Below are 26,548 nucleotides of genomic sequence, written 5' to 3' on the forward strand. Positions count from 1 at the left end.
GCCTGACTGTGCTTAAATCAAGCCACTTGCCCCTTGTCCAGCTTGGCGAAGCCCGCACCAGCCGTTACAAGGGGGCGCAACACAACCAGAAAAGGGCATGGAAATGAACGCAAAGGTCTTTATCGACGGCGAGGTTGGCACCACCGGCCTGCAAATCCGTGATCGCCTGCTGGGGCGCAATGACATCAGCCTGATTTCCCTGCCCGCAGATCGGCGCAAAGATGCCAGCGCGCGGGCCGATGCCTTTGCCGCTGCCGATGTCGCCATTCTGTGCCTGCCCGACGATGCCGCGCGTGAGGCGGCTGCGATTTGCGAGGCGCTGCCCACCCGCCTGATTGACGCCAGCACCGCGCATCGCGTCAATCCCAACTGGGTGTTCGGCTTTCCCGAACTTGGTGCAGGCCAGCGCGCTGCGATTGCGGGTGCCAAGCGCGTATCCAACCCCGGCTGCTATTCCACCTGTGCGATTGCCTTGCTGCGCCCCTTGACCGATGCCGGGCTGGTTGGCACCGATGCCGACCTGTCGATCTTTGGCATTTCGGGCTATACGGGTGGGGGCAAGGCGATGATTGCCGAATTTGAAAAGGGCGAGACGAACGGCAGCTTTGTCTATGCCACCACGCAACACCACAAGCACATGCCTGAGGTGATGCATTACGGCAATCTTGCCCATGCCCCGATTTTCGTGCCCGCCGTAGGGCATTATGCCCAAGGCATGATCGTGCAAATTCCGCTGCACACCAGCCGCGCGGTTGAAATACAGGCAGCTTTGACCGCCCATTACGCGGGCAGCCAGTTTGTCACCGTGCGCCCCTTGGGTCAGGCCCAAGCCCGCGAAAACCCGCAAGCGCTGAACAACAGCAACATGCTGGAACTGTCGGTGCTGGGCGACGCGGCTTCCGGGCGCGTGGTTCTGTCGGCGGTTCTGGATAATCTGGGCAAGGGTGCATCCGGTGCCGCCGTGCAAAACCTGAACATCATGCTGGGGCTGGAAGAAGGTGCCGGGCTTTAGGCCAGCACCACCCCTGCGGCTTTCATCTTCTCCACCATGCCCGCCAGTGACCCATCAAGGTCAATGGCGCGGCTCAGGTCCATCCGCACGGTCACGTCAAAGCCCAACGAGGCCGCATCCAGCGCCGAGAACCCAACGCAAAAATCGGTTGCAAGCCCGGCCAGCACCAGCTTGGTCACACAGCGATTGCGCAGATAGCCATCCAGCCCCGTAGGGGTTTTATGGTCATTCTCAAAAAATGCGGAATAGCTGTCGATTTCAGGGCGAAAGCCTTTGCGAATTACCATATCGGCCCGGTCGCTGTTCAGCCCCCCCCTGAAACGCGGCACCATCCGAACCCTGCACGCAATGGCGCGGCCACAGCACCTGGGGGCCGTAAGGCATCTCAATCATGCTATACGGCGCAGCCCCCGCATGGTTATCGGCAAACGAGCTGTGATTCGCCGGGTGCCAATCCTGGGTCAGCACCACAGCGTCAAAATCCGCCATCAGCGCGTTGATCCCCGCAACGATTGCATCGCCTTGGGCCACCGCCAAGGCACCGCCGGGGCAAAAATCATTCTGTATATCAATAACAATCAGCGCGTTGGTCATGGCGTTTCCTTAGCTGCGTCTTCTGGCCTGCATCATCTGATACCTTGCATTTCAGTGCAAGGCACGGCAAGACGCTGCCCATGTTCACAATCGCAGCCCTGTACCATTTCACCCGCTTCCCCGACTTTGCAGCCCTGCAACAACCGTTGTTGGCGCTTGGGCGCAGCCTTGGCATCCGCGGCTCGCTTTTATTGGCGACCGAGGGCATCAACGGCACCATTTCCGGCGATCGCGCCGGGATTGATGCAATGCTGGCCCATATTCGCGCCCTGCCCGGTTGCGCCGATCTGGAACACAAGGAAAGCTGGGCCGATAAAGAACCCTTTGGCCGCCTGAAAGTGCGGCTAAAGCGCGAGATTGTGTCGATGGGCCAGCCCGATATCGACCCACGCGCACAGGTTGGCCATTACCTGAACCCCGCGGAATGGAACGCATTGATCACGGCGCCCGATGTGGCCGTGATCGACACCCGCAATGATTATGAGGTGGGGATCGGCACGTTTGAAAATGCTGTTGATCCCGGAACCAGATCCTTTCGCGATTTTCCGGCCTGGTGGCAGGCAAACAAGGACCGCTTTCACAACAAGCGGATTGCGATGTTTTGCACCGGCGGGATTCGCTGTGAAAAATCAACGAATTATCTATTAGGACAAGGGGTTGAGGATGTGTATCACCTGAAAGGTGGCATCCTGAAATACCTTGAGGAAATGCCGCAGGAACAAAGCCTGTGGAATGGCGAATGCTACGTTTTTGACAACCGCGTATCCGTTGGTCATGGCCTGGTGCCCGGCCCCTATTCCAATTGCCATGGCTGCCGCCGCCCGCTTGCCCCCGCAGATCTGTCGCGCCCCGAGTATGAGGAAGGCGTGTCTTGCCACCAATGCATCCATGAACACACCGAGGCCGACCGCGAACGCTTTCGCGAGCGCCAAAAGCAAATCGCTTTGTCAAAGGCGCGCGGCGAACGGCATCTTGCCGACGGTTAGCTGGCTGGTGCCCTGACAATCGCGTGAAAGTTTGCCGATCCTTCCTTTGGGAACTTGGCTGACACTATGTCGCAGCTATACTGCCCCTCAGAAACAAACAGGAGCGTGCCCATGCGATTCGCAGCCAAAGCCTTAATTGCCACCCTTACCCTGACCGCAGGGATCGCACTAGCCAAGGAAGGCGTCCAGGACCCAACTGTGAAAATACGGATGGATTTAATGGGGACAGTTGGCCAGAACACCAAGATTTTGGGCGATATGGCAGGCGACAAGGCCCCGTTTGATGCCGCCGCCGCCGAGGCCGCCAAGACGGCCTTGGCCGCCGCCGCTGCCCAGATACCTGCCGTGTTTGAAACCGAGGCTGATGACCCCGTATCCGAGGCGCGCCCCGAAATCTGGATGAACACGGAAGGTTTCGTGGAAAAAGCCAAGGGGCTTGAAACCGCCGCAGGGGCGATTGATGTGTCCTCACTGGCATCGCTTCAAGCGGGGATGGGCGCCATTGCCGGCGCATGCAAAGCCTGCCACAGCGATTTTCGCGCCAAGAAATAAGCCATCTTGCGACCGTTTGGCGGCCCCGCTTGCACATCCGCAGGCGGGCTGTCTGATGGTTCTGTTGACCGGCGGTGTCGCTGTGGCCCGCAAGATTGCCTGAATCCAACCTGTCATACCCTCTGACCTATCATCCCGGCAAATCTGATCGCAGCGGGCCTTGGCGCCTCTGGCAGCTTTGACTTGAAACAAGGCCCGTCACATAACACGTTGAAATCTTTGATTTCAGGCAGCGATACATAAGCTAGGTTCAAGGCAAAACGCTTTGGCACCGCCTGATTGTGTAAATCACATCGCAGATTGTAGCCGGGGGCAAATTGCGCCGCCTTTTCGCAAGCAGGCACAGCCCCCCTGTTGCCCCCTGCCGTGATCCGCTAGGGTCACCGCAACCGCGAAAGGAAACCCAATGTCTGACCAGCGCGCACCACGGCTTGCCGTGTTGATTGATGCCGATAACGTCCCCGCCTCTTATGCCGAAGCGATCTTTGAAGAAATCGCCGGGCTTGGCGAAGCCTCTGTCCGGCGCATTTATGGCGACTGGTCAGCGCAGCGATTGGGCGGCTGGGCGCGCAAGGTCGCGGCCCTCGGGCTGGTCGCTGATCAGCAGTTTTCCAACACCAGGGGCAAGAATGCCTCGGATATCGGCTTGGTGATTGCCGCGATGGATTTCCTGCATTCGGGCCTGTTTGATGGGTTTGTTCTGGTCAGTTCCGACAGTGATTTCACCCGCCTTGCTGCGCGTATCCGCGAACAGGGGCTTGATGTCTACGGTATCGGCGAGAAAAAGACGCCCGAGGCGTTCCGCATGGCCTGCAAACGCTTTATCTATGTGGAAAACCTTGACAGCGACGACCCGGCAGAGGAAACGCCGCGCCAACCAGCCCCCAAGCCCGAGCGTGGCATGATGCCGGACATGCCGGAACCGACCCCCGCGCGCCCGCCAAAAGAGCCGCCGAACAAGGCCATTCCGCTGATCATCGCCGCCATGCGCGCGATCGAGCAGGAAGGCGAGTGGTATTCGCTGGGCCAGATTGGCCAATACATCACCCAGGGCGCGCCCGATTTTGATACCCGCACCTATGGCAGCGCCAAACTCTCTGACCTCGTGCGTAAAATCAGCCGGTTTGAGGTAAAGTCAGGCCCCGGCGGTCAGCTTTTGGCGCGTGATGTCGCCTGATCCAACATCGCCACGATACGGTTTATCACCTGCCCGCAGGCAGTAACCGGCACAACAGCGCCATAGGACCAGCCCTGCTTGGTCTGCGCCAGTTCCAGTGTCGTGCCAGCGGGCTGCCCCGGAATATCCAATTGATCCAGCAGTGCAAACAGCGCTGGCGCAAGGCTTTGGTCATCGGCAAAATGCACCTCAACCCCGATCCGCCGCTCATTCGCCTGCCGGATCAGGCCAAGATGCACCGTCTTTGCACCGGCATAAAAGAACCGCAGGCCCTTGCTGTCGCTTTGCAAATCCACCTGCAGCCCAAAAGGCAGCACAACCCGGATATCCGTATAAAGCTGCTGCCAATACGCCCGGTTCCGCGCCGCCTTCAGCGCCTCATCCGGGCTGGCGGCCTGCACAATGCCCAGCCGCTGCGGCCCCTCATAGCCCGCACCGCCACCTGCCAGCCAAGGCTGCAAGTTTTGCGCCCATGCAGGATAGCCAAGCTGCAACGGAGCAGAATTCCAGAACTTATCCGGCCCGATCGCATGCACGATCAGCGCCTCTCGCCCCCCTGGTGCAACCACCGGATGATTGAAGCGCAGGTCCAGACGGTGCAGCGGCAGGCCGCGCGAGGCCGCCAGAAAATACAGTGCCAACTCATCCACTGCGGGTGCCCCGGTTTTTGCCAGCAACCGTGCCGCCATTGCGTAAAGATCGGCGCTGGAAATCTGGCCGCGCAGCGCTGGCCCCATGCCCACGACGCCCCCATTCAGCAAGGGCACAGACCCATCGCCACGCAAGTCGCCAAAGGCTGCCATCACCTTGGCCCGCCGCGCAAACGCCCCTTCGGGCAGGGGCCGCCACGCCAGCCCGTGAAACCCCCAAAGCTGGGCAAGCCCCCCCTGCACCAGCATATCCACATCCAGCCAGACGCATTTATCGAATTCGGTCAGCAGGTCAGGCAATTCAAACTTGGCAAAGATCATCGGGCTATACTGCGCCAGAACCTTGCCCAGATCGGTCGTATCTTTAAATCTCTTGGCCAAAATCGCTGGGTCAAAGCGGCGAAAAACAATATCAGGCCACAGCGCAGAAAGCTGCGCCTGCTGATCGGGCGTCAGCCCATCATGAAACACCACCCAGACGCCCGAAAAATCCGGGTTGTGCCGCCGAAACCCGGTGATCAAACTGGCCAGCGCAAAGGCATGGTCTGCGGAAATCGCACAGACAAGGGCGCGGCGTTCGGATGTGTCAGGGTGTGTCACTCGGCACCTCATTGGGTTTGCCCGCAGTCTGCAACCCCGGCACCCCGCTTTCAACCCGCATCTGGCCCCGCATAAGATGCAGCCATCCTATTTGCATTTCCTGCCCCATAGGCTTATCTGGGCGTCAGGCAAAGTGACCGAAGGGCCAAACACAGATGAACTGGATCACGAACTACGTCCGTCCCACCATCAACTCGTTGTTTTCGCGCCGCGAGGTGCCGGAAAACCTGTGGACCAAATGCCCCGAATGCGGAACCATGCTGTTTCACCGCGAATTGAAAGACAATCTGAACGTTTGCACCAGTTGCGATCACCACATGGCGATCACACCGCGCGAACGCTTCATAGCGCTGTTTGACGGTGGCATTTTTACCGAGGTGAAAGTGCCGGAGCCATTTGCCGACCCGCTGCAGTTTCGCGACCAAAAGAAATACCCTGATCGCATCAAGGCTGCACAAAAGGCCAGCGGCGAAAAAGATTCGATGCTGGTGGCCGAGGGTGAGATTGCCCGCACCCCGATCGTTGCCGTCGGGCAGGATTTTTCTTTCATGGCCGGGTCGATGGGCGCCTTTGTCGGCAATGCGTTGCTGGCCGCAGCCGAGCGCGCGGTGAAACTGAAGCGGCCTTTGGTGCTGTTTTCCGCCTCTGGCGGTGCGCGGATGCAAGAAGGGATTTTGTCGCTGATGCAAATGCCGCGCACGACCGTTGCGGTGCAAATGCTGAAAGAGGCCGGCCTGCCCTATATTGTGGTGCTGACCCACCCCACGACGGGCGGGGTGACGGCCTCTTATGCGATGCTGGGTGATATTCATATCGCTGAGCCCAATGCGCTGATCTGCTTTGCCGGGCCGCGCGTGATTGAACAAACCATCCGTGAAAAGCTGCCCGAGGGGTTCCAAAGGGCCGAGTATTTGCTGGATCACGGCATGCTTGACCGTGTGACCCACCGCAAAAATTTGCGTGATGAGCTGACTACGGTTTTGCGGATCTTGATGCATCAATCCCCCGCTGTGCGTGGCGACTTGCCGCCGCCAGACCCGGTTACACCAAATCGGGCCGCGCCCGGCACTGTCGCGGCAACGCCCCCCGCCAAACCGACGGTCGCCTCTGAGAAGAAGGCCGCGAAGACGTGAACCAGACCAGCTCTGACGCGCTTTTGGAACGGATGATGACGCTTCATCCCAAGATCATCGACCTGACACTGGACCGCGTAACCCGGCTGCTCGCGGCCCTTGGCCATCCTGAACGGGCCTTGCCCCCGGTGATCCATCTGGCCGGGACGAACGGCAAAGGCAGCACCCAGGCGATGATCCGCGCGGGGCTGGAAGCTGCGGGCCTGCGCGTTCATGCCTATACCAGCCCGCATCTGGCCCGCTTTCATGAACGCATCCGCCTGGCAGGGGCATTGATTGGCGAAGAGGCGCTGTCGACGCTTTTGGACGAGTGCATTACAGCAAACGGCCCCGACGCGATCACGTTTTTCGAAGCGACAACCTGTGCCGCCATGCTTGCCTTTTCACGCGTGCCTGCCGATTATCTGCTGTTGGAGGTGGGTCTTGGCGGGCGGTTGGATGCAACCAATGTGGTGGACAAACCCGCGCTGACCATCATCACGCCCGTCTCGCTCGACCATCAGCAATATCTGGGCGACACTTTGGCCCTGATTGCCGGCGAAAAGGCTGGAATCATCAAACCCGGCGTGCCGTGCATCGTTGGCCCGCAAGACAGTGAGGGGCTTGCGGTGATAGAGGCCCGTGCCGCCCGCCTTGGCGCACCGCTGCATGTGCATGGCCAACACTGGCATTGCTTTGAAGACCGCGGGCGGATGGTGTTTCAGGATGAAAACGGCCTGCTTGATTTGCCGATGCCCAATCTGCCCGGCCCACATCAACTCCAGAATGCGGGGGCTGCGCTGATGGCCCTGCGACTGCTGGGGCGCGGCGATGCCGAGGCTGCCGTAACCCGCGCCACCTGGCCCGCCCGCATGCAGCGCCTGCGCAGCGGGCCGTTGGTAGAGGCGGCACCGGGGGTCGAATTATGGCTTGACGGAGGCCATAACCCCGCCGGCGGCAAGGCGGTGGCGGCCACGCTGGCGGCTTTGCCAAAGCGCCCGACCCATCTGATTTGCGGCATGCTGAACACCAAAGATATCGGTGGCTTTTTGCGCCCGCTGGCGGCCGAGGCGGCCAGCCTGTCTGCGGTATCCATCCCTGGTGAGGCGGCGACCTTGCCGGCCAGGGCCACCTGTGATGCGGCCCGCGCAGCCGGGATGCACGCGGTTGAGGCCGGTTCGGTGATGGCGGCACTGCAGGCGATTGCGCGGGCCGAACCTGCAGCCCGCGTATTGATTTGCGGGTCGCTTTATCTGGCGGGGCAAGTGTTGCGCGAAAACGGCTAACCGCCTGCCGGAGCCGCCGCAGCGGGGGCGCTCGCGCCCCCCTTCGCCTTACGGCGAATTCCCCCCTGAGGATATTTTTGCCGAACAGAAAGCGGAGGTGCGGCGATTGCGACAGGGGATTTTGTCGCAATCTTGTCGGTTTGCCTTGACAGGGCGCGGCCTGTCTTACAGTTAAACAAGGGAAAGCGGTCACGAAGTCTGGGGCCGCTTTTTGTATATCTGACGACCCGAGCAACGAACGGAACAAGTAGAATGTCCCTTGCCCTGATCGCCGCCCTGCCCTTTCTTGGCGCGCTGCTTCCCGGTTTGCTTATTCGCGCCGGGCGCAATGCATGTGCCACTGTTACCGGGTTGGTAACGGCTTTGGCCTTGCTGGGCATATTGATGCACGCGCCCAGCGTGATGCGGGGCGAGGTCATTACGGCGCGGATCGAATGGCTGCCCGTGCTGGGCCTGAATGCCAATTTCTTTCTGGATGGGTTGGGGCTGTTGTTTGCCGGTTTGATTCTGGGCATCGGCCTTTTGATCATTCTTTATGCCCGGTTTTACCTGTCGTCCAAAGACCCGATGGGGCAGTTCTATACCTATCTCTTGCTGTTCCAGGGCGCGATGGTTGGGATTGTTCTGTCAGATAACATCTTGCTTTTGCTGATTTTCTGGGAGCTTACCAGCCTTAGCTCTTTTCTGTTGATCGGCTATTGGAAGCACCTGCCCGAGGGGCGCCAAGGCGCGCGGATGGCGTTGACAGTGACGGGTGCGGGTGGGCTTGCAATGATCGCGGGCATGCTGATTTTGGGCAATATCGTCGGATCTTATGACCTGACCGTGATCTTGCAGAGCAAAGACCTGATCCAGGGCTCGGCTTGGTACTTGCCGGCCTTGATCTTGATCTTGCTGGGCGCGTTTACCAAATCGGCACAGTTCCCATTCCATTTCTGGCTGCCGCATGCGATGGCCGCGCCAACGCCGGTTTCTGCCTATCTGCACTCGGCCACAATGGTAAAGGCGGGGCTGTTTTTGATGGCCCGGATGTGGCCGGTTTTGGCTGGCACGCCCGAATGGTTCTATATCGTCGCCACCACGGGCCTGCTTACCATGATCATGGCCGCCAAGATTGCCCTGTTCAAGGATGACCTGAAGGCGCTGCTGGCATTTTCCACCGTATCGCATCTGGGCCTGATTACCATGCTTTTGGGCTTTGGCACCGCCGAAGCGGCGGCTGTTGCGGTGTTCCACATCATCAACCACGCCACTTTCAAAGCCGCCTTGTTCATGGGCGCGGGCATCGTGGACCATGAGGTAAACACCCGTGACATCAAGCGCTTGGGCGGCTTGCGGCACCTGATGCCGATCACCTTTGCCATCGTGTGCATTTCGGCCCTGTCCATGGCGGGCATCCCGCCGCTGAATGGATTTTTGTCCAAGGAAATGATGCTGGAGGAGACGCTGCACGCGGTTTGGCTGGGCAATCACTGGCTTATGCCGGCCCTGGCGACGATAGGCGCCATGTTCTCGGTGGCGTATTCTTTCCGCCTGATCGCGCATACATTTCTGGGCCCGCAACGCGATGATTACCCGGCGACACCGCATGATCCCGGCTTTGGCATGTGGGCCGCACCGGCGTTTCTGGCGGCCTTGGTCATTGCGATCGGGGTACTGCCAATGGCCATTGTTGGCGATCTGGTTCGCACCACCACCAGTGCCGTGATCGGCGCGCAGGCCGAGGTGTATATAAGTCACTGGCATGGCTTTGTGCCGGCGCTTTGGATGTCGGTTATTGCGGTAGGGTCGGGGCTGATCCTGCTGGGCCTGCATCGCCCCCTTGAGGCGCTGTGGGTGTCAGCCCCGCGCCCCGAAGCCAAGGCGATCTTTGACGGTATTCTTGAACCTTTTGCCAAAGCAGCACAGGTTGTGATTGACCGTCTGCATGACGGGTCCTTGGCGCGCTATCTGGCCGTGGCCACGCTGACCATATTGGCGGCAGGTTATTTTGCCTTCCAATCCGGCAGCCATATGCCCGGCACGCGGGCGCTGACGCCGATAGAGCCTGTGGCTGCGGTAGGGTGGCTGTTGCTGATGGGGGCGACCGCGGCGCTTTTCACCTTCCACCGCAACCGGCTTTTGGCACTGGTGTTGATCGGGGTGATCGGCTTGATCATTTCGGTCGGCTTTGTGTATCTTTCGGCCCCAGACCTTGCGCTGACCCAGATCAGCGTCGAGGTGGCGACGGTCATGCTTTTGCTGCTGGCGCTGAACTTCTTGCCAAAGGATAGCCCGGTTGAAAGCACAGCCGCGCGGCGCGGACGTGATGGCTTTATCGCGGCGGCGGCGGGTATCGGCATCGGCGCGTTGATCTATGCGTTGATGATGCGTGATTTCGCTTTCCCGACGATTGCCGATTTTCACCTTGCCAATTCCAAACCCGGCGGCGGTGGCACCAACGTTGTCAACGTCATCCTCGTGGATTTTCGCGGCTATGATACCTTTGGCGAGATCACGGTGCTGGGCATCGCGGGCCTGGTGATTTATGCGCTGGTCGAGGCGCTGCTGCGGGGCGGGCCGGCCAATGACCGCCTGTTGGCCTGGGTGCCAGACCAGAAACGTGCGGGCGACCGGCACCCGCTGATGCTGGTGGTCGCTACCCGGATGATTTTGCCCATCGCGATCATGGTTGGCGTCTATATCTTCTTGCGCGGCCATAATGAGCCGGGGGGTGGATTCATCGCGGGGCTTGTCGTCGCGATTGCCACGATCATGCAATATATGGCCTCTGGCTTTGGCTGGGCGGCGGCGCGGCAACGCATTGATTACCACGCGCTGATTGGCTGGGGGGTAACGGTTGCAGGCCTGTGTGGCATTGGGTCGTGGTTCGCCGCGCGCCCGTTCATGACCACCAGTTTCGGCTATGTCAAATTGCCGTTTATTGAAAAATTCGAGCTGGCCACAGCGGCGATATTTGACCTTGGCGTTTTCCTGACTGTGGTCGGGGCGGTAATGCTGGCGTTGGCCTCTATCAGCCGCATCGCAATCCGCGCAGGTGAGACGGTGAACATCGAGCCGTTTGATATTCAGCCTGACGAAGATATGGCGGATGCAGGGCCAAAAACCGGGGGGACGCACTGATATGGAACTTCTTGTCGCCTCTGCCGTTGGCTTGCTGACTGCGTGCGGGGTTTATCTGATTCTGCGCCGCCGCACGTTTCCGGTGATCGTCGGTTTGGCCATGCTGTCTTATGCGGTCAACGTGTTCATCTTTGCCTCGGGGCGTCTGGCCATTGGCCTGCCGCCGATCATCACCAAAAATGCCATAGGCTATACCGATCCGCTGACCCAGGCCCTGGTGCTGACCGCGATCGTCATCAGCTTTGGCATGACCGCGCTGATTGTGATGATGGCCTTGGGCGCCTTTCTGGAAACCGGGGATGACTATATCGGCATGGAAGAACAAGATCCGGCCACGAAACCGCCCGCCACATCCTTGGAGGGCGCAGAATGAACCATTGGATCATTGCCCCGGTCATTTTGCCCGCCCTGCTGGCGCCGTTTATCGTTCTGGTGATGCGCCATGACCTGTCATTGCAGCGCATTTTCTCGACTGCGGGCACGGCCATTCTGGCGGCAATTTCGCTGGTCTTGCTGTACACGGCCGCAACAAACCCGCCAGAGGTGTATTTTCTTGGCAACTGGCCGGCGCCCTTTGGCATCATTTTGGTACTGGACCGCTTGTCAGCCCTGATGATTGCCCTGACGGCGGTGTTGGCCCTGATGGTGCAGCTTTACGCCATCGGTACTGGCTGGGACGCCCGCGGTAACCATTTTCACGCTTTGTTTCAGTTTCAGTTAATGGGCCTGTGTGGCGCGTTTCTGACTGGCGATGCCTTCAACCTGTTTGTGTTTTTCGAGGTACTGCTGATCGCCAGCTACGGCTTGATGATTCATGGCGGCGGCGCGAACCGGCTGAAGGCGGGCGTGCAATATGTGGCCTATAACCTTGTCGGCTCGACGCTGTTTCTGTTTGCCCTGGCCACGATCTATTCGGTAACAGGTACGCTGAACATGGCCGATCTGGCGGTGAAAGTGGCCGTTCTTCCGCAAGGCGATGCCGCCTTGCTGCGTGTGGGGGCCATTTTGCTGCTGCTGGTTTTTGCCGTCAAGGGCGCGCTGGTGCCGCTGCAATTCTGGCTGCCTGCAACCTACAGCTTTGCCCCCGGCCCGGTCGCCGCCCTGTTTGCGGTGATGACCAAGGTTGGTGCCTATGCGGTGATCCGCGTCTTTACCCTGATATTTCCACCCGAAACGGCCGCCACAGGGGCACTTTTTGCCGATATCTTGCTGCCAGCCGCCATTATGACGCTGATCGTGGGGGCGATCGGCGTGTTGGGGGCTACGGGCATGGCCCGATTGGTGGCCTTTGCTGCGATCGGATCAATGGGCACGTTGTTTATCGCAGTGTCGCAATTCACGCCGCAGGCCATGACAGCGGGGCTTTACTACCTTTTGCACTCTACTCTGGCCACAGCAGCGTTGTTTCTTGTGGCTGATCTGGTGCAGGATCGGCGCGGCAATGACAGCCTGCGCGTGCCCGCCCCCGTAACCGGCCAACATGGGCTGATTGCAGCCCTGTTCTTTGGCGGCGCGATTGCCATGGCTGGCATGCCGCCGCTATCGGGCTTTCTGGGCAAGCTGTTGGTGCTCGACGCCACGCGCGGCCCCCATATGGCAATGATCTGGACGGCGATTCTGGTGACCTCACTGATCACCATCATCGGCTTTTCGCGGGCCGGGTCGCAGGTGTTCTGGAAGGCGCATGCCACCACCATCCGCCAAACCCAACCCGAGGGCAAGCCAGAGCCGCTGGCCTTTGCCATGGTCTTTGCCCTTTTGCTGGGCCTTGTGGTACTGACGCTGATGGCCGGCCCGATCACTGATTGGCTGGCAGAAACCAGCGCCGAACTGTTTGACCGGTCTGCCTATATTCAGGCCGTCTTTCCCCCGGCACAGGAGTAGGCTCATGTTACGCAAGCTCTTTCCGCACCCCTATCTGACGCTGCTGCTGGTCATGACCTGGCTGCTGCTGGTCGATCAATTCAAGCTCGGCTCTGTGGTGTTTGCGCTGATCCTTGGCATCATCATCCCGATCATCACGGCCCCCTATTGGCCCGACCGCCCGATCTTGCGCAATCCACTGGCGATTGTCGGATATCTGTTGATTGTGATGTATGACATCGTGAAATCAAACTTCATCGTCGCGCGGATCGTGCTGTTCAAACCCAGCAGCAAGCTGCAATCTTGCTGGGTTACGGTCCCGCTGGATCTGCGCACACCCGAGGCGATTACCGTGCTTGCCGGCACCATCACCATGACCCCCGGCACCCTGACCGCCGACATGTCGGGCGATGGCCGGGCGCTGCTGATCCATTGCCTGCACGCCCCGAACCCCGACGAAATTCGCGACGATATCAAAGCCCGCTATGAGGCCCGTTTGATGAGGATTTTCGAATGATCCACTATGCACTAACCTTCGCATTCGGCTGCTTTGGCCTTGGGCTTTTGTTCAACCTCTATCGGATTTTCATGGCGCCCGGCGTTATCGACCGGGTGTTGGCGCTGGACACGATGGTCATCAATATCATAGCGCTGCTGATACTTTACGGCATCTCGACCCATTCCGACGTGTATTTTGAGGCGGCGATGCTGTTTGCCATGACCGGCTTTGTCTCTACCGTGGCCTATTGCAAGTTTATCTTGCGCGGCGATATCATCGAATAAGGGGCAAATCATGGAACAGATTGCAGAACTGATCGTTGCTGTCTTGCTGGTCGCTGCGGGGGTCTTTGGCCTCATCGGCAGCTTTGGGCTGATAAAACTGCCCGACACCATGACCCGCCTGCACGCGCCCACCAAGGCCACCACCCTGGGGGTCGGCAGTGTGCTTTTGGCCTCGATGCTGTATTTCTGGATCACGCAAGGCAGGCTTAGCTGGCATGAGCTTTTGATCACCATGTTCTTGTTGCTTACTGCGCCCATCACCGCAAATCTTATCGCCAAAGCGCATCTGCACCGCTTTGGCGATATGGGCAAGTTGCCAGCGACCGGCACCCCCAGCGATTGGGCCACGTTTGAGGATGAAGCCAAGGACATGCAGCCGATGATGACCAAAACCCCACCAAACGCAGCCCCCCCCAAGCAAGACCACTAAACCTGACCATTTGGTAAAATGTGGCGTCTTTGATGATGCGGCGCACTTGCGAAAGGCGCGGCCCCGTGCCACGCTTTGCGTGTCCCTTGACGCGGAGGCTTTCTTGCAAAACCATACCCCCCCGGCCCATGCGCAAGCCATGGCCACCACGAACCTTCCCCAACTCACGCATGCCCGCAACCCTGGTTTGCCGCTTGATCTGGATTGGGTCGCCTCGGTGCAGGCCAACACCTCAGCGATCGAACGGCGCGCGGCCACCTTTCCGGGGCGGCGCTCGGTTAAAAAAGACTATCAGGCCGCGTGGCTGTGCAAGGCGATTTCCTGCATCGACCTGACCACCCTGTCCGGCGATGATACCGCTGGCCGTGTGCTGCGTCTGTGTCTCAAGGCGCGCCAGCCCGTACGCGCTGATTTGCTGGCCGCCCTGGGGATGGAGGGGCTGACCGTTGGCGCGGTCTGTGTCTATCACGACATGGTGGAAACCGCCGTTCGCGCGCTTGAAGGCACCGCCATTCCGGTGGCCGCCGTTTCTACCGGCTTTCCGGCGGGGCTGTCACCGTTGCATCTGCGGCTGGCCGAAATTGGCGAAAGCGTCGCCGCAGGGGCGAAAGAAATTGATATCGTGATCTCTCGGCGCCATGTGCTGACGCAAAACTGGCAGGCCCTTTACGATGAAACCCGGCAGATGCGCAATGCCTGCGGCGATGCCCATATGAAAGCCATCCTGGCTACGGGCGAGCTTGGCACCTTGCGAAATGTGGCGCGCGCCAGTCTGGTCTGCATGATGGCCGGGGCCGATTTCATCAAAACATCAACCGGCAAAGAGCCCGTCAACGCGACCCTGCCCGTGACCCTGACCATGATCCGCGCGATCCGTGACTATCAAGACCGTACCGCAATCAAGGTTGGCTATAAACCTGCTGGCGGTATTTCCAAGGCCAAGGATGCGCTGGTCTATCTATCGCTGATGCGGGACGAATTGGGGCTGCCTTGGGTACAGCCCGACCTGTTCCGTTTCGGGGCCTCGTCGCTTTTGGGCGATATTGAACGCCAGCTCGAACACCACATCACCGGCGCCTATTCCGCCGCCAACCGCCATGCAATGGGATAACGCCATGACAATCAAGCAGATATTTGACGACATGTGCTATGGACCCGCCCCGGAATCACGCGCCGAGGCGATGGCGTGGATTGGCAAAAACGCCCCCTTTGGTCATTGGATCAATGGCACATTCACCCCACCCGGCGCGGTCTTTACCACCCACAACCCCGCCGATGGCCAAGCCTTGGCACAGGTGACGCAGGGCAACGCCACCGACATTGACACAGCCGTCAGGGCCGCCCGCAAGGCCCAACCCAAATGGGCGCGCCTGCCCGGCCACACACGCGCCGCTTACCTCTATGCGCTGGCGCGGCTGGTGCAAAAACACAGCCGCTTGTTGGCGGTGACCGAAACGCTCGACAGTGGCAAACCTATCCGCGAGGCGCGTGATATTGATGTACCGCTTGTTGCGCGGCATTTTTACTACCATGCGGGGCTGGCGCAGCTTTTGGCCGCAGAGCAGCCCGCTATGGAACCCTTGGGCGTTTGCGGGGCCGTAATCCCGTGGAACTTTCCGTTGCTGATGCTGGCGTGGAAAGTTGCCCCCGCCCTGGCTGCCGGCAACACCGTCGTTCTGAAACCCGCCGAGTATACGCCCCTGACCGCGCTTTTATTCGCGCAGATCAGCCGCGAGGCTGGCCTGCCCCCCGGCGTTTTGAACGTGGTCACCGGGGATGGGACGACGGGCGCCGCCCTGGTCGATCACCCCGATGTCAACAAGATCGCCTTTACCGGCAGTACCGATGTGGGCCGGAAAATCCGCATGGCCACCGCCGGCACCGGCAAGGCACTGACGTTGGAGCTGGGCGGAAAATCGCCCTATATCGTGTTCGATGATGCCGATCTGGATTCAGCCGTCGAAGGCCTTGTCGATGCCATCTGGTTCAATGGCGGCCAAGTCTGTTGTGCCGGGTCGCGGCTGTTGGTGCAAGAAGGCGTGGCCGAGCGTTTCCATAGCAAGCTGCGCGCCCGTATGGATGGCTTGCGCATTGGTGACCCGATGGACAAATGCATCGACATGGGCGCGATTGTGGCACCGCAGCAACTGGCGCAGATCACCGCGATGGTCGATGCCAGCGAGGGTGAAAAGTATCAGGTCCCCTGCCCCGCGGGCTGTTATTACCCGCCAACACTGATCACCGGGCTCGGCTCTGCCTCAACGCTGATGCAAGAGGAGATTTTTGGCCCGGTGCTGGTTTCCATGACGTTTCGCACCCCGGCCGAGGCGGTGGAACTGGCCAATAACACCCGCTACGGGCTGGCCGCCAGCATCTGGACCGAGAATGTGAATCTGGCGCTGGATATGGCACCCAAGGTCAAGGCTGGCGTTGTCTGGATCAACGGCAGCAATATGTTCGACGCCGCCGCCGGCTTTGGCGGGCTGCGTGAAAGCGGCTTTGGCCGGGAAGGGGGCTGGGAGGGCTTGCTGGCCTATCTGCGCCGCAAAGAGGCCCGCAAGCCCCTGAAATCGGTTGCCGCAATGCCCGAACCTTTGCAAGCCGACGTGACCGGCCTTGACCGCACGGCCAAGCTGTATATCGGCGGCAAACAGGCGCGACCCGATGGCGGCTATTCACAACCGATCTGGTCAGCCAAAGGTAAGCTGTTGGGCCATATCGGGCAGGGCAACCGCAAGGACATCCGCAACGCGGTAGAGGCGGCGCAGGCGGCAAAAGGCTGGGGCAAGACCACCGCCCATCTGCGCGCACAGATCCTGTTCTACATTGCCGAAAACCTGTCTGCGCGCGCAGAGGAGTTTGCCAGACGATTGGCCGATATGACCGGCAAATCAGGCGCGGCCGAGGTAGAGGCCAGCATCGCGCGGTTGTTCACCTATGCCGCCTGGGCCGATAAATTTGACGGTGCGGTAAAGTCGGTGCCCATACGCGGCGTGGCGCTGGCAATGAATGAGCCCTGCGGTGTGATCGGCGCAATTTGCCCGGATGAAGCGCCGCTGCTGGGCCTGATCAGCCTGATGGCTCCGGCCATCGCGATGGGTAATACCTGCGTGCTGGTACCATCACAGGCCTACCCCCTTGCCGCGACCGACCTTTACCAGGTGCTGGATACATCTGACCTGCCGGGGGGGGGTGGTGAACATCGTCACTGGCGCGCATGCGGATCTGACAAAGCCTTTGGCAAGCCATTTGGAGGTGGATGCCATGTGGTGCTTTGGCGCGGCGGCGTTGTCGGGCATGGTAGAGCGGGAAGCTGCGGGCAATCTGAAACGCACCTGGGTAAACCACGGGTTTGCAACCGATTGGGCACAGGCCGAGGGCCGCGCCTTTTTGCAGGCCGCAACCGAAGTGAAGACGGTTTGGGTACCTTACGGCGAGTGAGCATGGCCGACCGCTGGGGGAGGGGCTGTCGGCCCCTCCCCCAGACCCCCACCCCGAGGATATTTTTGCCGAAAAGAAAGCAGACTCAGGGTTTTGGCTGATCGTCGTAATCTGTTTTCAAAATCCGGGCGGCATCGCCTTGTGGGTCTTCGAACTGCTTGGTTTTAAGTGCCCAGAAAAAGGCGGCAAGGCCGATTGCGCCCAGCAGCAACGAAACCGGGATCAGGATTGTCAGGATTTCCATGGGTCTACCTTAGGCGCAATGCGTTCAGAGATACTGTAATCGAAGACAGCGACATCGCCAAGGCCGCCATCAGTGGCGTTGCCAGCCCCATCAGCGCCAGCGGCACTGCAACTACGTTATACCCCGCCGAGAGCGCGAAGTTTTCGCGGATGCGGCGGGTGGATTGCCTGGCGATGCGCAGGGCATCGGCCACGGGTGCCATATCTTGGCCCAGCAGAACAATATCAGACGCCGTGCGCGCCGCATCCAGTGCCGAGGCAGGCGAAATCGAGACATGGGCCTGCGCCAGAGCCGCTGTATCGTTCAACCCATCGCCGACCATCAGCACCTTATAGCCCTGATCTTGCAACGATTTGACATAAGCAAGCTTTTCCGCAGGCAGCTTGCCTGCAGCAAAGTCGGTGATCCCCAGACGCGCGGCAAGATTGGCCACCGGAGCTTCGGCATCGCCCGACAACAGGGTCAGCCGCAGGCCCGCAGCTTTCAGCGCGGCAACGGCAATTTCGGCCCCCGGACGCAGTTTGTCGGCGAACAAGATGGCATGCGTTTGCCCTGCTACCGACAGGTAGGTTGCGGTTTCGGCGGCGGGGGTGGCCCCAACCCATTCCGCGCGGCCAAGGCGCACGGTTTGGCCATTGTACCGCGCCTCTATCCCATAGCCCGGCACCTCTCGCAGATCGGTCACGGTGGCGGCAGGGTGCGGGGCCGCGCGGGTCAGCGCCAGGGCCAGTGGATGCGACGAGCCCGCCGCCAGCCCGAGCGCAATGGCCAGCGCATCCCTGGGCAGCGTGTCGATATTGGTTGGGGTCGGTGTGCCCAGGGTCAGGGTGCCGGTCTTGTCAAACACCACATGATCCACCTCGGCCAAGCGTTCCAGCGCTGTACCGTCCTTGATCAGCAAGCCTTTGCGAAACAGCTTGCCGCTGGCTGCCGTAACCACCGCAGGCACAGCAAGGCCCAGGGCACAGGGGCAGGTGATGATCAGCACCGCCGCCGAGATATTGACCGCGTAGCGCACATCGCCGCCCGTGGCCCACATCCAATAGCCAAAGGCACCGAAAGACAGCAGATGCACCAGTGGCGAGTAGGCACCAGAGGCCCGTTCGGCAAGGCTGGTGTATTTGGTCTTGGCGCTTTCGGCCACGGCCACAAGATCGGCCATGCGGTGCAAGCTGCTATCGCGCCCCGCCGCCACAACCCGCACCAGCAGCGGCCCGGTCAGGTTGATCTCGCCTGCGGCGACATTTGTGCCCGGCCCCGCCAGTGCAGGCAGGCTTTCCCCGGTCAAAAGCGAACGGTCCACCTCTGAGGCGCCTTCAATCACCAGCCCGTCCACCGGCATCCGGCCACCGGGACGCACGCGCACGATGTCCCCGACCGCCAGCGCGGAAATGCTTACGGTTTCCTCGGTGCCGTCCACCACACGAATCGCGCGCGGCACCTCCAAAGCTGATAATTCTTCGGCGGCAGAGCGCGCGACAGCACGGGTGCGGTGATCAAGGTAGCGCCCCGCCAGCAAAAAGAACACCAGCATGACCGCCGCATCAAAATAGGCGTGATGACCGGAATTGATCGTCTCAAACAAGCTGATGGACGAGGCAAGGATGATCGCCAGCGAAATCGGCACATCCATGCCCAATCGGCCCACCCGCAGGCTGGCCCATGCCGATTTGAAAAATGGCTGGCCCGCAAAAACCACCGTTGGCAGGGCAATCGCAGCCGAAATCCAGTGAAACAGATCGCGCGTGGCATCGCCTGCCCCCGACCAGACCGCGACCGAGAGCAGCATCACGTTCATCATCGCAAAGCCCGCGACGCCCAACCGCATCAGCAATTCGCGGCCCTGCTTGTCTGTCTCGGTGGCCGATAACAGCCCTGGGTCCAGCTCATGCGCCTCATAGCCAAGGCTTGCCAGAACCGGGATCAGGCTTTGTGCCGTCACCTCGGGGTCAGCATCCACGCTGACCCGCCGCATGGTCAGATTGACCCGCGCCGATTGCACACCGGGCACAGCCTGCAAGCCGTTTTCGACTGTTGACATGCAAGCCGCACAATGCGCCGTTGGCAAGGACAGGATCAGCCGCGCCTTGGTCGGTTGGCTGAGTGCGGCAATCCGTTCGGCCGAAGGGGCAACAGCGCAGGCCGGGCAAGCCGAGGGCGATACATGCCCCGCGTCGTAGTCTTCCGCAAGCGACATCGGCCTAGTCCTTTACCAACAGATCAATGCGCTGCCGAAACGCGGTGCCATCGGCAGCAAGCGCCTCTACCTGCATCATCCACTTGCCCTGTGGCAAATCCAATGCGGCCACGAACACCCCTGACTTGCGCAGGAATTCGGGGCGGGTGTCATCGCTTGCCTCGGTCGCGCGGCCCACCATCACAGACAGGCTCGCCACTTCGGCGGGGTAGCCCGTCTTGTCGGTAAAGGCCAGACGCAGTTCATTTGCGGCCCCGTCATATTCCGGGACCAGAACCCAACCAAGTTCATTCTGGGCGGCGCGGTCAGCATCAAAGCTTTGGCTGGCAACGTAGGAATTGCTGACCTCCAGCCCCGGAAAGGTGGAAACCGCGCGATTGGCCAACACAAGGTTGACCGCGATAATGACCCCGAAAAACGTAGCCGTCAGGCCAAACACCCGCCCCCCTGTCAGCTTTACCCGGCTGAACACAACACCAAGCAAGATGACAACCGCCACAAGACCAAGGCAGAACAGAACCTCTGGCAGGGTGAAAAAGGTTAGTAAGCTCATATCACGTGTCATCCCTTACTTGCCTTTGCCGTTAAAGATCGTGTCGTGATAGATCCGATTGGTGGACCCGATCTGTTCAACCCACAGGCGCAAATCGCTTCGGTTGGCAATGGCAGCAGCCGAGCCCGGGTCTGCAATCACATAAACCCGCTGGGTTTTCTGCTCATTGGCTTTGACCGTAACCGACAGGCCTTGAACACCTTCCAGCGTGATCCGCAATGGCACGTCCGATGTCAGCGAGATGTCAAACACTTCATCTTGCCCCTGCTTGTTCAGCAAGCGCACGTCATAGGTGTTGCGAATCGAACCATCCGACAGCGTTACAAAGGTTGGGTTGCGAACCGGCGTCACGTTAACATCAATAGCCGACCGCAGGAACAGCGCAACCACAAGCCCGATGCCAACCGCCGACCACAGGGTCGTATACATGATCGTGCGCGGGCGGAAAACATGCTTCCAAACCGATTTCGGTTCGGTCCCAGCCATCTCGGCGACTTCATCGGTCAGGGCCATATAGCCGATCAAATCGCGCGGCTTGCCGATCCGGTCCATCACATCATTGCAGGCATCAATGCAAAGCCCGCAAGTAATGCAGGCCATTTGCTGACCATCGCGAATATCAATCCCCATCGGGCAGACATTGACGCAGGCCATGCAATCAATGCAATCGCCCTGATCGCTGGCCATTTCGCCCTTGTGCAGCTTGCCGCGCGGCTCTCCGCGCCAATGGCGATAGTTGATGGTCAACGTATCTTCATCAATCATGGCCGCCTGAATGCGTGGCCATGGGCAGGCATAAATGCAAATCTGCTCGCGGAAGAAGCCGCCGAAAAAGAAGGTCGTCGCCGTCAGGATAAGAATAGTGATATAGGCGACCGGATGCGCCTGCCCCGCAACCAGCTTCACCGCTAAGGTTGGCGCGTCGGTGAAATAAAACACCCAAGCCCCCCCGGTCGCTATGGAAATCAACAGCCACGCGCCCCATTTTACGGCGGTCTTGCGAATCTTTTCGGCATTCCATTTGCTGCGATGCAGCCGCAGCCGCGCGTTTCGGTCGCCCTCTATCCAGCGCTCGACCAAGATGAACAGATCTGTCCATACCGTTTGCGGACAGGCATAGCCGCACCAAACCCGCCCCGCTGCCGAGGTGAATAAAAACAGGCCCAGGCCCGCCATGATAAGCAGGCCCGCGACAAAATAGAACTCATGCGGCCAAATCTCGATCATGAAAAAGAAGAAGCGGCGGTTGGCCATATCAATCAACACCGCTTGATCGGGCAGGCTTGGCCCCCGGTCCCATCGGATCCATGGTGTGATATAGTAGATGCCCAGCGTAAACGCCATCAACCACCACTTCAGGTTGCGAAACGCCCCTTTCACGCGACGCGGAAAAATCGGCTCGCGTTTTTGATAAAGGCTTTTGGGTTCGGTATCTGGACTGCTCACGCGACTACTCCGGCGTCAATTAGGGTTGGATATCCCGCATCGGCGGGGCCACGGCTTTGACCTGCATCAACATAACATTGCAGATACAGCTTTACAGCCCGGCACGCCTGCGTCATCTGCGCACGTCTTGGTAAGCCATGGGGGAAAGCCCCCCGCACCGGCACTTGCGCCAAGCCAAGGGCGGCTTTGGGGTGGGGGCCCTGAACCGCAGGCCCCTTGGCCCCGCTTGCGGCACTGCGGGACAAATAGTGGCGGGTCACGCCATCACCTCGGCGATGCGGCTGCGCAACTGCGGCAAAATCCTGGCCTCAAACCACGGATTTTGCTTTAGCCAACGGTTGTTGCGCGGGCTGGGGTGGGGCAAGACCTGTGCGTGCGGGGCCACCTTGTCACGGACCAGCTCGGCCAGCGGCAGGCCCTTCATCTGTGGCAAATGCCACGCCACCGCATAGCGCCCGATGATCAAGACCAGCTCCAATGCGGGCATCGCCGCCAACAGTTGTGCACGCCATTGGGGCGCACATTCGGCGCGGGGAGGCAGATCACCCGACTTGCCAGCCCCCGGAAAGCAAAACCCCATCGGCGCAATCGCCACCTTTTGCGCGCAATAAAACTGCGCGCGATCCAGTCCAAGCCAATCACGCAGGCGGTTGCCCGATGCGTCATCAAACGGAATACCCTTGGCATGGGCCAACCGCCCCGGCGCCTGCCCGGCAATCAATATCCGCGCCGAGGCGTTGGCCTGAACCAAGGGGCGCGGCCCCAAGGGCAGCCCTTCGCAAATCCGGCAGGCCCGTATATTGGCCAACAGCTTTTCCATGCGCCCCTTGCTTTACCCGATCAAAATCTGCAAAGCCCCCGAGCATAAGCCAGGGGGCCTTGCTATCATTCCCTGAGGCGCGCTTACTCGCCCCCGCCCAAACCATGCACATAGATTGCAACGGCGCGGATATCCGCTTCGGACAGGCGCGGGCTCCAGTTCGGCATCACGCCACCGCGCGAATAGGTGACCGTATCGGTCAATGCCGCAACATCGCCGCCATACAACCAGATCGCATCCGTCAGGTTCGGTGCCCCAAGATCACGATTCCCGGTGCCATCTTCCATGTGGCATGCGGCACAGTTGTCCTCAAAAACAACGGCCCCGGCGGTCGCCAATTCCGCATCATGCTCTTGCCCGGAAATGGCCAGAACGTGTTGCACAACTTCCGCAATTTGCGGCTTTTCCAGCAACTCATCCACGCCAAAGCGGGGCATGTCCGACAGGCGGGCATCGTCATCGGTGGTGTTGCGGATACCATGGGTGATGGTGGTGTGGATCGCCTCGATATCGCCGCCCCACAGCCAGTCATCATCCAACAGGTTCGGATAGCCCGAGGCCTGAACCCCGGCGGCACCTGACCCGTGGCACTGTGCACACCATGTGCGGAACACAGCCGCGCCGGCATTATTGGCAAAATCTGCCAACTCCGGGTCGCCCGCGATCTCGGTCAGTTCCGCCGATTCCAGTTTGGCCCGGATCGGCCCGTTGCGGTCGGAAAACTCTTTGATCTCGGCCGCCACATCCGCGCGGGTTGACGCCCCGAGCAAGCCCGGCGTTGCCCGGCTGATCATCGGCCATGCCGGATAGGCAACCGAATAGGCCAGCGCAAAAGCGATACAGGCATAAAACGACCATAGCCACCACCGCGGCATCGGGTTGTCGAATTCTTCGATCCCATCCCAGCTGTGGCCAGTGGTGCTTGGGTCACCATCTTGATGGTTTTTGGCTTGGTGACGTACTGGTTTCTTGCTCATGTCCGCGCCTCCTCGGAACGGTCCGCCATTTTGCTGGCGGGTTTGTCTTCATTGCGAAAGATGGAAGCCGCAATATCCTGGTGCGTTTTGCGGCTGCCGGGGCGAAACGCCCAGGCGATTACCGCCAGAAACACCAAGGTCAGGAACAGCAGCATCCAGCTATCAGCGAATTCGCGCAATACGCTATAGGTATCCATTTCTGCCCCCTTTACCGGCTTGCGTCAGGCTGGAAAGTCGAGAAATCGACCATCGTGCCCAAAACTTGCAAATACGCCACCAGCGCATCCATTTCGGTAACACCCGGCGCACCGTCAAAGTTGCGCACGGTTGCCTTGCCATAGCGCTCTACCAGCCCGTCATAATCACTGTCGGGGTCGGCCTGCGCCTTGAAATCCGCGACCGCGTTTTCCATCATTTCGTCCGTATAGGGCACGCCCACGACACGATGCACCTTCATCGAGTCACCGATATATTTGCCGTCGATCAATCTGTTCGACAAAAAGCCATATTTCGGCATGATGGATTCCGGCACCACCGATTGCGGGTCTGTCAGGTGGTCAACATGCCACGCGTCCGAATACCGCTCACCCACGCGGGCAAGGTCCGGCCCCGTGCGCTTGGACCCCCATTGGAACGGATGGTCATACATCGATTCCGCAGCCAATGAGTAGTGGCCATAACGCTCCACCTCGTCACGCATCGGGCGGATCATCTGGCTGTGGCACAGATAGCAGCCTTCGCGAACGTAAACATCACGCCCCGTCAGCTCCAGCGGGGTGTAGGGGCGAACCCCTTCCACCTTTTCAATCGTGTTCTCCAGATAGAACAGCGGTACGATTTGCACCAAACCGCCGATGGACACCACCAAAAGGGATAGCACCAGCAGCAAAGAGGCGTTGGTCTCAATGACCTTATGTTTGTCAAGAAAGGACATATTTGCCTCCGGTTATTCAGCTGGAACGAACGCGTTGTCACTGGCCTTTTCAGGCTGTGCTTTCACGGTCATCCATAGGTTGTAGCACATGATGATACCGCCGGTCAGGAACATCGTCCCACCAATCCCGCGCACCACGTTCATCGGGAACTTTGCAGCCACCGTATCGGCAAAGGCATTCACAAGGAAGCCATTCGCATCCACTTCACGCCACATCAGGCCTTCCATGATGCCGGTCACCCACATCGAAGAGGCGTAAAGAACGATCCCGATTGTGGCAAGCCAGAAGTGCCAGCTGACCAGTTTCAGGCTGTACAGCCCCGAACGGTTCCACAGCCGTGGTGTCAGGAAGTAAAGCGCGCCAAAGGTGATCATGCCATTCCAGCCCAGCGCACCGGAATGTACGTGGCCAATGGTCCAGTCGGTATAGTGCGACAGCGAGTTCACGGCTTTGATCGACATCATCGGGCCTTCAAAGGTCGACATGCCGTAAAAGCCGATAGATACCACCATCATCCGAATGATCGGATCGGTGCGCAGCTTGTCCCAGGCGCCCGAAAGCGTCATCAGACCGTTGATCATACCACCCCAGCTTGGCATCCACAGCATGATCGAAAAGACCATCCCAAGGGTCGAGGCCCAGTCAGGCAGCGCGGTATAGTGCAAATGGTGCGGGCCAGCCCAGATATAGAGAAAGATCAGCGCCCAGAAGTGGATGATCGACAGCTTGTAGCTGAACACAGGGCGCTCTGCCTGTTTCGGCACAAAGTAATACATCATCCCAAGGAAACCGGCCGTCAGGAAAAAGCCGACGGCGTTATGGCCATACCACCACTGCACCATCGCATCTTGCACACCCGAAAACACCTGAACCGACTTGGAGCCGAACAGCGACACAGGAATGCTCAGGTTGTTGAACACATGCAGCATGGCAACCGTGATGATGAACGACAGGTAGAACCAGTTTGCCACATAGATATGCGGCTCTTTGCGCTTGACCAATGTACCAACGAAAACAGCCAGATACGCCAGCCAGATAATCGTCAGCCACCAATCAGCCAACCACTCGGGTTCCGCATATTCCTTTGACTGCGTCGCCCCCAGCAAATAGCCCGTTGCCGCCAGCACGATGAACAACTGATACCCCCAGAACACGAACCAGCCAAGGTTCCCGCCCCACAGCCGCGCAGCACTGGTACGCTGCACAACATAGAACGAAGTCGCAATCAACGCGTTACCGCCAAAGGCAAAGATAACAGCCGATGTATGCAATGGCCGCCAACGGCCAAAGTTGGCATAGCCCTGCGCCCATTCAAAGTTCAGGCTGGGAAAGGCCAACTGGAACGCGATGAACACGCCCACCGAAAAGCCCACAACGCCCCACACTGCCGTTGCAATCACGCCTGCGCGGATAACACTGTCAAAATATTCCATTTCCGAGGCAACCACCTTCGGTTCACCCACACGGCGCACGGACCACAAGAACAGGCCCCCCGCAGCAAGCATGATCGTCAAGGCGTTGGCCATATAGGCTGGATCGCGCGCGTAATTGGCCCCGATCGCGGCCAGTACCGTGATCAGACCCAGCACGATCAGTTTAATGTAATCCCACATTTTGCGTCCCTTCGTCCTTTCCCCGTCCGAACAAGATTTCGGCAGGGTATTTATTGTCATTCGCTTTTGTATGGACCGGCGACTCGCCGCCTTGATCCACATCAATCAATTAAAGCCTTATTATTGACGAAGATCAAAGCACAACCCATGCTAG

Annotated in this window: 23 protein-coding genes and 2 pseudogenes; 14 read left to right on the top strand and 11 right to left on the bottom strand. The window is 59.7% G+C overall.

The genetic code is table 11. The features are described from left to right. Positions 1 to 97: 97 nt before the first annotated feature. Complete coding sequence (argC, locus tag VDP61_RS01090; protein ID WP_323005093.1) at positions 98 to 1,012, top strand: N-acetyl-gamma-glutamyl-phosphate reductase; 915 nt, start codon at positions 98 to 100, stop codon at positions 1,010 to 1,012. Here the strand turns inward: argC and pncA are convergent. Further along, positions 1,009 to 1,606: pseudogene (pncA, locus tag VDP61_RS01095) on the bottom strand (bifunctional nicotinamidase/pyrazinamidase). The gene argC and the pseudogene pncA overlap by 4 nt on opposite strands. A gap of 80 nt (positions 1,607 to 1,686) precedes the next feature. On the opposite strand from pncA, the gene VDP61_RS01100 reads away from it, so the two are divergent. The 3 genes from VDP61_RS01100 to VDP61_RS01110 all read left to right on the top strand — a co-directional run bounded on the left by VDP61_RS01100 (position 1,687) and on the right by VDP61_RS01110 (position 4,321). Then, the gene (locus VDP61_RS01100; RefSeq protein ID WP_323005094.1) at positions 1,687 to 2,592 is read left to right on the top strand and encodes a rhodanese-related sulfurtransferase; all 906 of its coding nucleotides are present in this window, start codon (positions 1,687 to 1,689) and stop codon (positions 2,590 to 2,592) included. Positions 2,593 to 2,703: 111 nt separating this feature from the next. Further along, a complete protein-coding gene (locus VDP61_RS01105) occupies positions 2,704 to 3,144 on the top strand; it encodes a cytochrome c (RefSeq protein ID WP_323005095.1) in 441 nt (146 codons plus the stop codon). A gap of 406 nt (positions 3,145 to 3,550) precedes the next feature. Continuing rightward, positions 3,551 to 4,321, top strand: coding sequence for an NYN domain-containing protein (locus tag VDP61_RS01110; protein ID WP_323005096.1), 771 nt, complete (start codon positions 3,551 to 3,553; stop codon positions 4,319 to 4,321). Here the strand turns inward: VDP61_RS01110 and VDP61_RS01115 are convergent. After that, positions 4,294 to 5,571 (bottom strand): glycosyltransferase, encoded by a 1,278-nt coding sequence (locus tag VDP61_RS01115; protein ID WP_323005097.1) that lies wholly within the window; start codon positions 5,569 to 5,571, stop codon positions 4,294 to 4,296. The two genes, VDP61_RS01110 and VDP61_RS01115, sit on opposite strands and share 28 nt — an antisense overlap. A 155-nt stretch (positions 5,572 to 5,726) precedes the next feature. Here VDP61_RS01115 and accD point away from each other — a divergent pair, with 155 nt between their 5' ends. From accD to VDP61_RS01165, 10 genes and pseudogenes are all read left to right on the top strand, one after another. Continuing rightward, the gene (accD, locus tag VDP61_RS01120) at positions 5,727 to 6,704 is read left to right on the top strand and encodes an acetyl-CoA carboxylase, carboxyltransferase subunit beta (RefSeq protein WP_323005098.1); all 978 of its coding nucleotides are present in this window, start codon (positions 5,727 to 5,729) and stop codon (positions 6,702 to 6,704) included. Positions 6,705 to 6,736: 32 nt separating this feature from the next. Further along, positions 6,737 to 7,969: a bifunctional folylpolyglutamate synthase/dihydrofolate synthase gene (locus tag VDP61_RS01125; RefSeq protein ID WP_415233882.1), complete on the top strand. Its 1,233-nt coding sequence runs from the start codon at positions 6,737 to 6,739 to the stop codon at positions 7,967 to 7,969. Positions 7,970 to 8,221: 252 nt separating this feature from the next. Beyond that, positions 8,222 to 11,092, top strand: coding sequence for a monovalent cation/H+ antiporter subunit A (locus tag VDP61_RS01130; protein WP_323005100.1), 2,871 nt, complete (start codon positions 8,222 to 8,224; stop codon positions 11,090 to 11,092). 1 nt (position 11,093) lies between these two features. Next, positions 11,094 to 11,465 carry a Na+/H+ antiporter subunit C gene (locus tag VDP61_RS01135; protein WP_323005101.1) on the top strand — a complete coding sequence of 124 codons (372 nt, stop codon included), beginning with the start codon at positions 11,094 to 11,096 and terminating at the stop codon, positions 11,463 to 11,465. Then, complete coding sequence (locus VDP61_RS01140) at positions 11,462 to 12,976, top strand: monovalent cation/H+ antiporter subunit D (RefSeq protein ID WP_323005102.1); 1,515 nt, start codon at positions 11,462 to 11,464, stop codon at positions 12,974 to 12,976. The genes VDP61_RS01135 and VDP61_RS01140 overlap by 4 nt, the downstream gene beginning before the upstream one ends. 4 nt (positions 12,977 to 12,980) lie before the next feature. Next, a complete protein-coding gene (locus VDP61_RS01145; protein ID WP_323005103.1) occupies positions 12,981 to 13,472 on the top strand; it encodes a Na+/H+ antiporter subunit E in 492 nt (163 codons plus the stop codon). Then, a complete protein-coding gene (locus tag VDP61_RS01150; RefSeq protein WP_323005104.1) occupies positions 13,469 to 13,738 on the top strand; it encodes a K+/H+ antiporter subunit F in 270 nt (89 codons plus the stop codon). The genes VDP61_RS01145 and VDP61_RS01150 overlap by 4 nt, the downstream gene beginning before the upstream one ends. Before the next feature lie 10 nt (positions 13,739 to 13,748). Then, positions 13,749 to 14,168 carry a Na+/H+ antiporter subunit G gene (locus VDP61_RS01155; protein WP_323005105.1) on the top strand — a complete coding sequence of 140 codons (420 nt, stop codon included), beginning with the start codon at positions 13,749 to 13,751 and terminating at the stop codon, positions 14,166 to 14,168. 139 nt (positions 14,169 to 14,307) lie between these two features. Next, positions 14,308 to 15,279, top strand: a complete 972-nt coding sequence (gene deoC, locus VDP61_RS01160) for a deoxyribose-phosphate aldolase (RefSeq protein ID WP_323005463.1) — start codon at positions 14,308 to 14,310, stop codon at positions 15,277 to 15,279. A gap of 4 nt (positions 15,280 to 15,283) precedes the next feature. Then, positions 15,284 to 17,609 (top strand): annotated as a pseudogene (locus VDP61_RS01165) (aldehyde dehydrogenase family protein). A gap of 85 nt (positions 17,610 to 17,694) precedes the next feature. Here the strand turns inward: VDP61_RS01165 and ccoS are convergent. The 9 genes from ccoS to ccoN all read right to left on the bottom strand — a co-directional run bounded on the left by ccoS (position 17,695) and on the right by ccoN (position 26,394). Next, positions 17,695 to 17,853 carry a cbb3-type cytochrome oxidase assembly protein CcoS gene (gene ccoS / locus VDP61_RS01170; RefSeq protein ID WP_323005106.1) on the bottom strand — a complete coding sequence of 53 codons (159 nt, stop codon included), beginning with the start codon at positions 17,851 to 17,853 and terminating at the stop codon, positions 17,695 to 17,697. A gap of 4 nt (positions 17,854 to 17,857) precedes the next feature. Further along, a complete protein-coding gene (locus VDP61_RS01175) occupies positions 17,858 to 20,050 on the bottom strand; it encodes a heavy metal translocating P-type ATPase (RefSeq protein ID WP_323005107.1) in 2,193 nt (730 codons plus the stop codon). A 4-nt stretch (positions 20,051 to 20,054) separates the two neighbouring features. Beyond that, the gene (locus VDP61_RS01180; protein ID WP_323005108.1) at positions 20,055 to 20,603 is read right to left on the bottom strand and encodes a FixH family protein; all 549 of its coding nucleotides are present in this window, start codon (positions 20,601 to 20,603) and stop codon (positions 20,055 to 20,057) included. A gap of 15 nt (positions 20,604 to 20,618) precedes the next feature. Continuing rightward, the gene (gene ccoG / locus VDP61_RS01185; protein ID WP_323005109.1) at positions 20,619 to 22,049 is read right to left on the bottom strand and encodes a cytochrome c oxidase accessory protein CcoG; all 1,431 of its coding nucleotides are present in this window, start codon (positions 22,047 to 22,049) and stop codon (positions 20,619 to 20,621) included. Positions 22,050 to 22,305: 256 nt separating this feature from the next. Beyond that, a complete protein-coding gene (locus VDP61_RS01190; protein ID WP_323005110.1) occupies positions 22,306 to 22,869 on the bottom strand; it encodes a uracil-DNA glycosylase family protein in 564 nt (187 codons plus the stop codon). Positions 22,870 to 22,952: 83 nt separating this feature from the next. Further along, positions 22,953 to 23,846, bottom strand: a complete 894-nt coding sequence (gene ccoP / locus VDP61_RS01195) for a cytochrome-c oxidase, cbb3-type subunit III (RefSeq protein WP_323005111.1) — start codon at positions 23,844 to 23,846, stop codon at positions 22,953 to 22,955. Next, positions 23,843 to 24,043 (bottom strand): cbb3-type cytochrome c oxidase subunit 3, encoded by a 201-nt coding sequence (locus VDP61_RS01200; RefSeq protein ID WP_323005112.1) that lies wholly within the window; start codon positions 24,041 to 24,043, stop codon positions 23,843 to 23,845. The genes ccoP and VDP61_RS01200 overlap by 4 nt, the downstream gene beginning before the upstream one ends. Before the next feature lie 11 nt (positions 24,044 to 24,054). Continuing rightward, complete coding sequence (gene ccoO, locus VDP61_RS01205; RefSeq protein WP_323005113.1) at positions 24,055 to 24,780, bottom strand: cytochrome-c oxidase, cbb3-type subunit II; 726 nt, start codon at positions 24,778 to 24,780, stop codon at positions 24,055 to 24,057. 12 nt (positions 24,781 to 24,792) lie between these two features. Beyond that, positions 24,793 to 26,394: a cytochrome-c oxidase, cbb3-type subunit I gene (ccoN, locus tag VDP61_RS01210; protein WP_323005114.1), complete on the bottom strand. Its 1,602-nt coding sequence runs from the start codon at positions 26,392 to 26,394 to the stop codon at positions 24,793 to 24,795. Positions 26,395 to 26,548: the final 154 nt, after the last annotated feature.

Origin of the sequence: Pseudorhodobacter sp. (assembly GCF_034675685.1) — a bacterium.
Lineage (GTDB): Bacteria > Pseudomonadota > Alphaproteobacteria > Rhodobacterales > Rhodobacteraceae > Pseudorhodobacter.

Bases quoted from the DNA above. Each gene is read 5' to 3' on its own strand.
- argC (WP_323005093.1), top strand. From the start codon at position 98: ATGGAAATGAACGCAAAGGTCTTTATCGACGGCGAGGTTGGCACCACC.
- VDP61_RS01100 (WP_323005094.1), top strand. From the start codon at position 1,687: ATGTTCACAATCGCAGCCCTGTACCATTTCACCCGCTTCCCCGACTTT.
- VDP61_RS01105 (WP_323005095.1), top strand. From the start codon at position 2,704: ATGCGATTCGCAGCCAAAGCCTTAATTGCCACCCTTACCCTGACCGCA.
- VDP61_RS01110 (WP_323005096.1), top strand. From the start codon at position 3,551: ATGTCTGACCAGCGCGCACCACGGCTTGCCGTGTTGATTGATGCCGAT.
- accD (WP_323005098.1), top strand. From the start codon at position 5,727: ATGAACTGGATCACGAACTACGTCCGTCCCACCATCAACTCGTTGTTT.
- VDP61_RS01125 (WP_415233882.1), top strand. From the start codon at position 6,737: ATGATGACGCTTCATCCCAAGATCATCGACCTGACACTGGACCGCGTA.
- VDP61_RS01130 (WP_323005100.1), top strand. From the start codon at position 8,222: ATGTCCCTTGCCCTGATCGCCGCCCTGCCCTTTCTTGGCGCGCTGCTT.
- VDP61_RS01135 (WP_323005101.1), top strand. From the start codon at position 11,094: ATGGAACTTCTTGTCGCCTCTGCCGTTGGCTTGCTGACTGCGTGCGGG.
- VDP61_RS01140 (WP_323005102.1), top strand. From the start codon at position 11,462: ATGAACCATTGGATCATTGCCCCGGTCATTTTGCCCGCCCTGCTGGCG.
- VDP61_RS01145 (WP_323005103.1), top strand. From the start codon at position 12,981: ATGTTACGCAAGCTCTTTCCGCACCCCTATCTGACGCTGCTGCTGGTC.
- VDP61_RS01150 (WP_323005104.1), top strand. From the start codon at position 13,469: ATGATCCACTATGCACTAACCTTCGCATTCGGCTGCTTTGGCCTTGGG.
- VDP61_RS01155 (WP_323005105.1), top strand. From the start codon at position 13,749: ATGGAACAGATTGCAGAACTGATCGTTGCTGTCTTGCTGGTCGCTGCG.
- deoC (WP_323005463.1), top strand. From the start codon at position 14,308: ATGGCCACCACGAACCTTCCCCAACTCACGCATGCCCGCAACCCTGGT.
- ccoS (WP_323005106.1), bottom strand. From the start codon at position 17,853: ATGGAAATCCTGACAATCCTGATCCCGGTTTCGTTGCTGCTGGGCGCA.
- VDP61_RS01175 (WP_323005107.1), bottom strand. From the start codon at position 20,050: ATGTCGCTTGCGGAAGACTACGACGCGGGGCATGTATCGCCCTCGGCT.
- VDP61_RS01180 (WP_323005108.1), bottom strand. From the start codon at position 20,603: ATGAGCTTACTAACCTTTTTCACCCTGCCAGAGGTTCTGTTCTGCCTT.
- VDP61_RS01190 (WP_323005110.1), bottom strand. From the start codon at position 22,869: ATGGAAAAGCTGTTGGCCAATATACGGGCCTGCCGGATTTGCGAAGGG.
- ccoP (WP_323005111.1), bottom strand. From the start codon at position 23,846: ATGAGCAAGAAACCAGTACGTCACCAAGCCAAAAACCATCAAGATGGT.
- VDP61_RS01200 (WP_323005112.1), bottom strand. From the start codon at position 24,043: ATGGATACCTATAGCGTATTGCGCGAATTCGCTGATAGCTGGATGCTG.
- ccoO (WP_323005113.1), bottom strand. From the start codon at position 24,780: ATGTCCTTTCTTGACAAACATAAGGTCATTGAGACCAACGCCTCTTTG.
- ccoN (WP_323005114.1), bottom strand. From the start codon at position 26,394: ATGTGGGATTACATTAAACTGATCGTGCTGGGTCTGATCACGGTACTG.